This is a genomic window from Trueperaceae bacterium (genome assembly GCA_023954415.1).
Classification (GTDB): domain Bacteria; phylum Deinococcota; class Deinococci; order Deinococcales; family Trueperaceae; genus JAAYYF01.
Window position 1 is genome coordinate 1 of the sequence record JAMLIB010000022.1, and the last position, 8,232, is coordinate 8,232.

The window sequence follows — 8,232 nt, forward strand, 5'->3', positions numbered from 1 at the left end:
GAACCTCATGGCGCGAAGCGTATCAGGTGGGCGACAAACTTTGAGCGGGCATGGCGCCAGTGGGTAGGGCGGTGGTGGTCAGTGGCGCACGGGGCGCCATAGTCGGTCAACGGGCATGACATGCAGACGGTCATCGTGAGTGTAAGAGCGAATACCAAGACCGAGTGCCACGCCTGCGATGAACCGGTCCCCGAGTCCGTCTCGCAGCTTCTTGAGGCCGCCGAAGTCTTCACTCGATATGCGCTCGGCGGCCTTGACCTCGAACGCTAGTACTCGGCCGTCGTCAAACTCGACTACGAGGTCGACCTCGTCGCCGTCACTCGTGCGCCAGTGACCGACTGTCGGCTGCTCCTCGAGCCAGGAGACCTGCTTCAGCAGTTCGCCGACCACGAAAGTCTCCAGTAGGTGGCCGAACTCCGTCAGAGTTGCCGGGTCAAAGCGGGTCAGCTTCTCCGGTCCGATGCGAAGCAGTCGGGCGGCCAGGCCGGAATCGACCATGTGCAACTTCGGACTGCCCGTGGCCCTCGCTCTCAGCGTCTTGCCCCAGCCCTGTAGTCGGAAGGCCAGGAACAGGTCCTCGAGGAGACGAAGGTAACCGTCGACGGTCTTGCGGTTGAGTTGGAGCTCGTTCGTCAGCTTGGCGACGTTGAGAATCTGCGCCGATCTGTACGCAAGCAGTGACAACAGTCTTCCGAGGGCCTGTCTTTGACCTACCCGTGCGAGTTCGGCGGCGTCCCGGTCGATGGAAGCTCGTACGTAGTCATCGAACCAGCGGTTCCTCAGGTGTCCGGACCTTCGCAGCGCCAACGGGAAGCCGCCGGCGACGATCCGCTCGGCGTAATCGTTCCTGGTCGTTGTCGACGTCGGATGCCTGGCGGTGCAGGCGTCCGGGTCCACTCGCAACGAGGCGACGAGGTCCTCATGGACACCGGCGACCTCGCCTTGCGACAGGGGCAGTATCACGAAGCTGTGTAGTCGCCCCGTCAGCGCCTGCGCCGTACGCGGCACGGCGTCCTGCCTGGTGGAGCCGGTGAGGACGGCAACTCCTGGTCGAACACCCTCTCGGTTGAGCCTGGCCTTGATGGCGTCGAGCACCTCGGGCGCGTGCTGGTACTCGTCGATGCACACCGGGGTCGGCGCCCTCGTGACCAACGAGGGATTCGCGGCTACGGCGTCTCGCACTACCAGGTCATCGAGGTCGATCACCTCGGTGCCGTGGCTCTCGGCGAACCTGCGCAGCACAGTCGACTTGCCCACGGAACGGGGTCCATGGATTGCGATCACGGCTTCCTCGCGGAACAGGGTGGCCAGCTTCGCCTCAGCCCGGCGCGACAGGATAGCGGTCGTAAGGCCGTCCACGGGGTGAGACTACCACATTGCGAGGGCCGATAATACTATTTTCCGAGCGGAGTTGTTACCACTTTCCGAGCATCTCCGCTGCCACTTATCGAGCGCCGTAATTATCACTTTCCGAGCAGGACCCCTCCCGGGTAGCCGGTCCAGTGCCACCGCTGCCCACCGCAGCTCCGACGCGCTACCCTCACGCATGGCCCGCCACGTCGCCAGACCGTTCACGGCACCGCCAGAGCTCACCGGCCGCCAAAACCCCGACCCGTTCACGGCCACGGGCCCCGCCCTGCGCTGGGGCGTCGTGTCCACCGGCAAGATCGCGCACACGGTCACAGCGCAGCTCGCGCGCCTGGAGGACGCGCGCCTGCAGGCCGTGAGCAGCCGCGACGCCGCCAAGGCGGCCGCCTTCGCCACCCAGTACGGCTTCAGGGCGTCGTACGGCGGCGCAGGCGGCTACGAGGCGCTCGCGGAGGACCCCGACGTCGACGTCGTGTACGTCGCCACCCCACACGGCCAGCACCACGCCGTCGCCGGCGCCATGCTTCGCGCGGGCAAGCACGTCCTCGTCGAGAAGGCGTTCACCATCACGGCGGCTGAGGCCGAGGACCTGGCGCGCCTCGCGCGCGACCGCGGCCTGTTCCTGATGGAGGCCGTCTGGACGCGCTTCCTCCCCACGTACGTGGCCGCCATGGACGTCCTGGAGAGCGGCGAGCTCGGCCCCGTGCGCTACGTGCAGGCCGACATGGGCTTCATGGCCGAGCGCGACCCCAGAACGCGCCTCTGGGCACCCGTGGATGGTGGTGGGGCGCTCCTGGACCTGGCCGTGTACCCGCTCTGCTGGGTGATCGGCGCCCTCGGCCTCCCGACCGGCGCGCGGGCGACAGGGAACGTGAACAGGGACGGCGTCGACGAGCTCTGCGCCCTCGCGCTGACGCACGCGGGCGGCGCGCACTCCCAGGTCGTGGTCTCGTTCGTCTCCGATTCGACGCGCAGGGCGCGCATCGTCGGCACGGAGGGGTACCTGGAGACGGGCCCGTCCCTCAGCCGCCCGAACGACTTCACGGTCGTCAAGGGTGCCGCGCGCCGGTCCGAGGAGTTCGAGCTGACGGACGCGCCCTACGCCTTCCAGCTGCGCGAGGTGACGCGCTGCGTGCAGGCCGGCCTGCACGAGAGTCCGGCCATGCCGCTCGCACACACACTGGCCACCATGCGGCTATTCGACGAGGTGCGGCGGCAGGTGGGCGTCACCTACCCGAACGACGGGGCCTAGTACCCGACCGCCATCCCGTCCTTGCGCGGGTCGCTGCCCGCCACGTAGCCGCCGTCCTCCTGCCGCAGGATGAGCTGCGCGCCGCCGAAGCCGAAGTCCTCGCCGAGCTTCGACTGGTGGATCACGTGCCCGAGTCGCTCGAGCTCGGCCACCGTCTCCGCAGAGTAGCCGGACTCCAGCGCGACCTCGAGCCCGCCCATCACGCGCCAGCGGGGCGCGTCGGCGATGGCCTGCGGGTTCTGGCCGTGGTCGGCGAGCCGGAGCGCGACCTGGGCATGCCCCTGCGGCTGCATGGGGCCTCCCATCACGCCGTAGGACATGAGGGGCGCCCCGCCGCGCGTCAGGAACGTGGGGATGATGGTGTGGAACGGCCGCTTGCCGCCTTCGGCGAAGTTCGGGTGGCCCGGCGTCGTCACGAAGCCGGCGCCGCGGTTCTGCAGCGAGATGCCCGTGCCGGGTACCACCACGCCGGAGCCGAAGCCGTAGTAGTTCGACTGGATGTAGGAGACCATCATGCCGCCGGCGTCCGCCGCGGTCAGGTAGATGGTGCCCCCTTTGCTCGGCACGCCATACTCGGGCACCTGCGCACGGCTGGCGTCGATGAGGCGCGCCCGCCCGGCCAGGTAGCCGGGGTCGAGGAGCTGCTCGGCGGTCGTGCTCATATGGGCGGCGTCCGCCACGTAGGCGTAGACGTCGGCGAAGGCGAGCTTCATCGCCTCGATCTGCAGGTGGAGGCTCGCCGCGCAGTCGACCGGCAGCTCCGCCACGTTCGTGTGCTTCAGGATCCCGAGCACCAGCAGCGCCGCGAGCCCCTGGCCGTTGGGCGGGATCTCGTGCAGCTCGAGCTCCCGGTACGGTTGGGAGACGGTGCCGACCCAGTCGGGCCGGTGGTCGGCGAGGTCGGAAAGCGCCAGGGTGGCGCCGTGGCGGCGCGCGTCCTCGACCATGGCCTCGGCGAGCTCGCCCCGGTAGAAGGCCTCGCCGCGCGTCTTGGCGATCAGCTCGAGGGTGCGCGCGTGGTCGGGCATGCTGAACCGTTCGCCCGCGCGGGGTGCGCGGCCGCCCGGCAGGAAGACGCGGCGGAACTCGGCGAACTCGGGGGCGCCGAAGGCCTTCTCGGCGTACCCCCACGCGCGCGCCGTGATCGGCTGGACGGGGAAGCCGTCCGACGCGTACCTGATGGCCGGCTCGAAGAGCGTCTCGAACGGCAGGCGCCCGAAGCGCCCGGAGAGCTCGACCCAGGCGGAGACGGCACCCGGCACGGTCACGGAGTTCCAGCCGCGCGGCACCGCCCCGCCGGACCCCGGCGCGCCGCCCGCGGCCTCCAGGTGCTTCGCCTCGAAGGCCGCCGGCGAGCGCCCGGAGGCGTTGAGGCCGTGTAGTTCCCGGCCGTCCCACAGGATGCAGAAGGCGTCGGAGCCGATGCCGTTACCGGTCGGCTCGAGGATCGTCATGGTGATGGCGGTTGCCACGGCGGCGTCGACGGCGTTGCCGCCCTTCTGCAGCATGGCGAGGCCTGCCTGGGCGGCGAGCGCCTGCGACGTGGCGACGACGTTGCGCGCCATCACCACCGGCCGTTGCGAGTAGTAGGGGAGTGCGTAGTCGAGCCGCATGTTAAGGCGTGGTCCTTCCTTGTGCGGCGGGCCTGCGCGGCCCGCTTGAGCGCCCCGGGTCAGTCGCGGGGGTCGAACGCGTCCCTGACCCCGTCGCCGAGGAGGTTGAAGGCGAGGACGCTGACGAAGATGGCCAGGCCGGGCCAGATGGCCATCCAGGGGGCCTGACTCATGAAGTTCTTGGCGACGTTGAGCATGCCGCCCCAGCTCGGCGTGGGCGGTTGCACGCCCAGCCCAAGGAACGATAGCGAAGATTCCGCGATGATGGACGTGGCGATCGTCAACGTGCCCTGCACGAGGAGCGGCGCGAGGCTGTTGGGCAGCACGTGCGACCACAGCACGCGCGCGTCGCCCGCCCCGAGCGCGCTGGCGGCCTGGACGTACTCCTCGGCGCGCACGGCGAGGACCTGGCCGCGCGTCAGGCGGATGAAGGTGGGCGCGCTCGCCACCCCGATCGCGATCATCGCGTTCGTCAGGCTCGGCCCGAATGCGGCCGCCAGGGCCACCGCCAGGATGAGGAACGGGAACGAGAGGAGCGCGTCCGTGAAGCGCATGATGAGCTCGCTGACGGCGCCGCGGTAGAAACCGGCGATCAGCCCGAGGGGCACGCCGAGGACCATCGCGATGACGACGGACAGCGCGCCGGCGATGAGCGACGCCCTGGCCCCGTGGATGAGGCGCGAGAGCACGTCGCGGCCAACGTCGTCCGTGCCGAGCAGGTGCGCGGCGCTCGGCGCCTTGCGCACGGTGAGGAAGTCGGCCTTCGTCGGGTCGTAGGGGGAGATCTGGGGGGCGAAGACGGCGACGAGCACGAACGCCACGATGATCACGAGGCTCGCCACGGCGAACGGCTTGCGCGCGAGGCTGGCCATGGCGCGGCGCCACACACCGACCCCGCCGCCCCGGGTCGAAGCGTGCTCGGTCCCGGCGCCCGTCATCCGACCTGGATCTTCGGGTTCGCCAACGCGTAGGCCACGTCGACGAGGAGGTTGATGACTATGTAGGACGTGGCCGTGAACAGCACCACGCCCTGCACGACGGCGTAGTCGCGGTTGAACACCGCGTCGATGACGAGCTTTCCGAAGCCGGGGATGGTGAACACCTGCTCCGTGAGCACCGCGCCCGAGAGGAGCGCCCCGAGCTGCAGGCCCACGATCGTGATGACGGGGATGAGGGCGTTGCGCAGTGCGTGCCTGACGACGACGAGGAACGGCGCGAGGCCCTTGGCGCGTGCCGTGCGGACGAAGTCCTGCTTCAGGACCTCGAGCATGGAGGAGCGCATCTGGCGCATCAGTACCCCGGCCAGGCCCGTGCCGAGCACGAGCGCAGGCATGATCATGCGCTGGAGGTTCGCCCACACGCCGTCTGAGAGGGGTACGAAGCCCGACGCCGGTAGGAGCTTCCAACGCACCGACACTAGCAGGATGAGCATGATGCCGAGCCAGAAGTTGGGGATGGAGATGCCGGAGAGTGCCGCCACCGTGCTCGCGTAGTCGACCGCCGTGCCCTTGCGGACGGCGGCCAGGACCCCGGCGGGGATGGCGATGGCGAGCGCGACGAGGAGGCTCAGGAGCGCCAGCTCGACGGTGACGGGCAGCTTCTCGATGAGGAGCTGCGCCACGGGCTGCCGCGTCCGGAACGACTGGCCCAGGTTCCCCTGCGTCACCTGACCCAGCCAGGCGACGTACTGGACGGGCACGGGGTCGTTGAGCCGGTAGCGGTCCCGGATGAAGGCGATGACCTCCGGGTCACGCTCCTCACCGGCAAGCACCACGGCGGGGTCGCCCGGCAGCATGCGCTGGACGGCGAACACCATGACGGTGACGATGAGGAGCGTGGGGACCGCGGTCAGGACGCGGCGCAGGATGTAAGGCAGCACCCTACGGCCCCGCCCCGGTCAGTCTCTGGTCACTCGAGCGAAACCCCGCTCAGGCGGATCATCCCGTCCGGGAACGCGACGAAGCCGTGGAGCTTCGTGGTGTGCGGGAAGAACAGCTGCGTGTGATAGAGGTAGACGATGTGCCGATCGGGGATGTAGTGCTCGGCGGCCTTGTCGAACAGCGCCTTGCGGGCGGCGAAGTCGCTGACCGCGCGGGACTCGTTCATCCATTCGTCCACTTCGGGGTCACAGTAGCCGGACACGTTGAGCGCGCCCTCGCACGTGACGAAGGAGTGGATGTTCCCGTCTGGGTCGAGCCTGCCCGACCAGCCGACGGCGAAGGCGTCGTAATCGCCGGCGTCCTGCAGGTCGAGTGCAGTGGCGAACTCGGTCGCGCGCAACGACACGTCGAAGCCGGCCTCGCCGGCCATGGCCTGCACGACCTCACCGACGCGCACGGAGTCGGGGTTGTTCGCGACCATCAGCTCGACGGGCACGCGCGTGTAGCCGGCCTCGGCGATGAGCGCCTTGGCGCGGTCGACGTCGCGCTCGGGGATGGGCAGGGAGGCCGTGTACCACGGGCTCGAGGGCGCCACAGCCTGGTTGCCGATCACGAACTGGCCGTCGAAGACGACGTTGTTGATGACGTTACGGTCGATCGAGAGTTCGAAGGCCTCGCGCAGGCGCACGTCCTTGGCGAGCGGCGTGTCGCGCTGCGTGGGGTTGGCGACGTTGATGGTGATGCCCTGGTAGCCGAGGCTCGGCACGCTCTCCATGGCCAGGCTCGAGTCGGCGGCGATGGCGGCCAGGTCGGTTGGGGAGGGGCGCTCGATGAGGTCGAGGTCGCCGGACTGGAGGTTGGCGAGGCGCACGCTCGTGTCCGGGATGGGCAGAAAGACGACACGGTCGATCGGGAAGGCGTCGGCGTTCCAGTAGCCCGCGTACTTCTCGAGCACGATGCGGTCCTGGGCGACGCGCTGCACGAACTTGTACGGGCCGGAGCAGACGGGGTTGGCGCCGAACTGGTCGCCGGCCGCCTCCGCCGCGGTAGGGGAGATCATCATGCCGGCGCGGTCGGCGAACTGCGCGATGAGTGGCGCGAACGGCTGCGAGAGGTGGATGCGCACCGCGTAGTCGCCGGTGACCTCTACCGAGTCGACCTGCGCGATCTCGCTCGCACGGTTGGAGCCGGGGAGGTTCTTCGACCGGTCGATGTTGTACTTGACGGCCGTGGCGTCGAGGGACGTGCCGTCGTGGAACGTGACGCCCTCGCGGATTGCGAGGTCGAGCGTCAACCCGTCGGCCGACACGGTGTAGCTCGTGGCGAGCTGCGGGACGATCTCGAGGTTGGGCGTGATGTCGAACAGCTTGTCGCACAAGCTGGTAAAGACGATGCGCCCGACGTAGGTGCGGGCCAGGTCGGGGTCGAGGATGTCGGGGTCTTCCGCCAGCCCGATCCTCAGTGTCGTCTGCGCCGATGCGAGTCCAGCTGCCGCCAGAACGAACGCCAGCAGCAGCGTCGTGACCGATCGCTTCATGATCCCTCCTCCTAAAGGTGTTCCGGATTCGGGCATAGACGGGCTGTTGCGCGATGTCAACGAGTCTAGGCTTGTTCGGTTCGCAATGCGCGGCGTAACGTTGAGGCATATGCGCGTTGATACCTTGGACCAGTCGTTGATAGTCGCACTCGAGGACGACGGCCGCCGGCCCTTCCGCGACATCGCGCGTGAGCTCGGCGTTTCCGAGGCGACCGTGCGAGGCCGTGTCGCCCGCCTCAAGGAGCTCGGGTACATCAAGATCACCGCCGTTGGCAACCCGTTGCGGCTCGGGCTAAACGTCTACGCCATCACGCTCCTAAGCCTCCAGCCAGGCAACGTGCCGGCCGCCGCCGCGCGCCTCGCCGAGTACCCGAACGTGCGCTTCGTGGGCAACTCGTTCGGCTCGGCGGACATCATCATCCAGACGCTCCACCCTAGCGCCCAGGACCTGCACGCCTTCATAGCCACGACGCTGCCGCGCGACATCCCGGCCATCACCCGCACGGAGACGTTCCAGCTCGCCGAGGTCGTCAAGAGCTCGTGGGACTGGAAGGCCTGGTTCGCGGCGCAGACCGATGAGGG

At 68.9% G+C, this 8,232-nt stretch carries 7 protein-coding genes; 2 read left to right on the forward strand and 5 right to left on the reverse strand.

Going from position 1 to position 8,232, the window contains the following annotated elements; genetic code table 11:
• Window positions 1-78 precede the first annotated feature (78 nt).
• Window positions 79-1,257 carry a DUF4143 domain-containing protein gene (locus tag M9914_14135; protein ID MCO5175314.1) on the reverse strand — a complete coding sequence of 393 codons (1,179 nt, stop codon included), beginning with the start codon at window positions 1,255-1,257 and terminating at the stop codon, window positions 79-81.
• 289 nt (window positions 1,258-1,546) lie between these two features.
• On the opposite strand from M9914_14135, the gene M9914_14140 reads away from it, so the two are divergent.
• The gene (locus M9914_14140; protein MCO5175315.1) at window positions 1,547-2,620 is read left to right on the forward strand and encodes a Gfo/Idh/MocA family oxidoreductase; all 1,074 of its coding nucleotides are present in this window, start codon (window positions 1,547-1,549) and stop codon (window positions 2,618-2,620) included.
• Here M9914_14140 and M9914_14145 read toward each other — a convergent pair.
• The 4 genes from M9914_14145 to M9914_14160 are packed head-to-tail and all read right to left on the reverse strand — an operon-like array spanning window position 2,617 to window position 7,650.
• Window positions 2,617-4,233 carry a gamma-glutamyltransferase family protein gene (locus M9914_14145; protein ID MCO5175316.1) on the reverse strand — a complete coding sequence of 539 codons (1,617 nt, stop codon included), beginning with the start codon at window positions 4,231-4,233 and terminating at the stop codon, window positions 2,617-2,619. The two genes, M9914_14140 and M9914_14145, sit on opposite strands and share 4 nt — an antisense overlap.
• A gap of 59 nt (window positions 4,234-4,292) precedes the next feature.
• Window positions 4,293-5,171: an ABC transporter permease gene (locus M9914_14150; GenBank protein ID MCO5175317.1), complete on the reverse strand. Its 879-nt coding sequence runs from the start codon at window positions 5,169-5,171 to the stop codon at window positions 4,293-4,295.
• Window positions 5,168-6,112 carry an ABC transporter permease gene (locus M9914_14155; GenBank protein ID MCO5175318.1) on the reverse strand — a complete coding sequence of 315 codons (945 nt, stop codon included), beginning with the start codon at window positions 6,110-6,112 and terminating at the stop codon, window positions 5,168-5,170. The genes M9914_14150 and M9914_14155 overlap by 4 nt, the downstream gene beginning before the upstream one ends.
• Window positions 6,113-6,141: 29 nt before the next feature.
• Window positions 6,142-7,650: an ABC transporter substrate-binding protein gene (locus tag M9914_14160; GenBank protein ID MCO5175319.1), complete on the reverse strand. Its 1,509-nt coding sequence runs from the start codon at window positions 7,648-7,650 to the stop codon at window positions 6,142-6,144.
• A gap of 109 nt (window positions 7,651-7,759) precedes the next feature.
• Here M9914_14160 and M9914_14165 point away from each other — a divergent pair.
• Window positions 7,760-8,232: Lrp/AsnC family transcriptional regulator (locus M9914_14165; protein ID MCO5175320.1), on the forward strand; the 473-nt coding region annotated here is incomplete at its 3' end.

Excerpts from the sequence above, each read along its gene's own strand:
- M9914_14145 (MCO5175316.1), bottom strand. The coding sequence starts at position 4,233 with ATGCGGCTCGACTACGCACTCCCCTACTACTCGCAACGGCCGGTGGTG.
- M9914_14140 (MCO5175315.1), top strand. The coding sequence starts at position 1,547 with ATGGCCCGCCACGTCGCCAGACCGTTCACGGCACCGCCAGAGCTCACC.
- M9914_14160 (MCO5175319.1), bottom strand. The coding sequence starts at position 7,650 with ATGAAGCGATCGGTCACGACGCTGCTGCTGGCGTTCGTTCTGGCGGCA.
- M9914_14150 (MCO5175317.1), bottom strand. The coding sequence starts at position 5,171 with ATGACGGGCGCCGGGACCGAGCACGCTTCGACCCGGGGCGGCGGGGTC.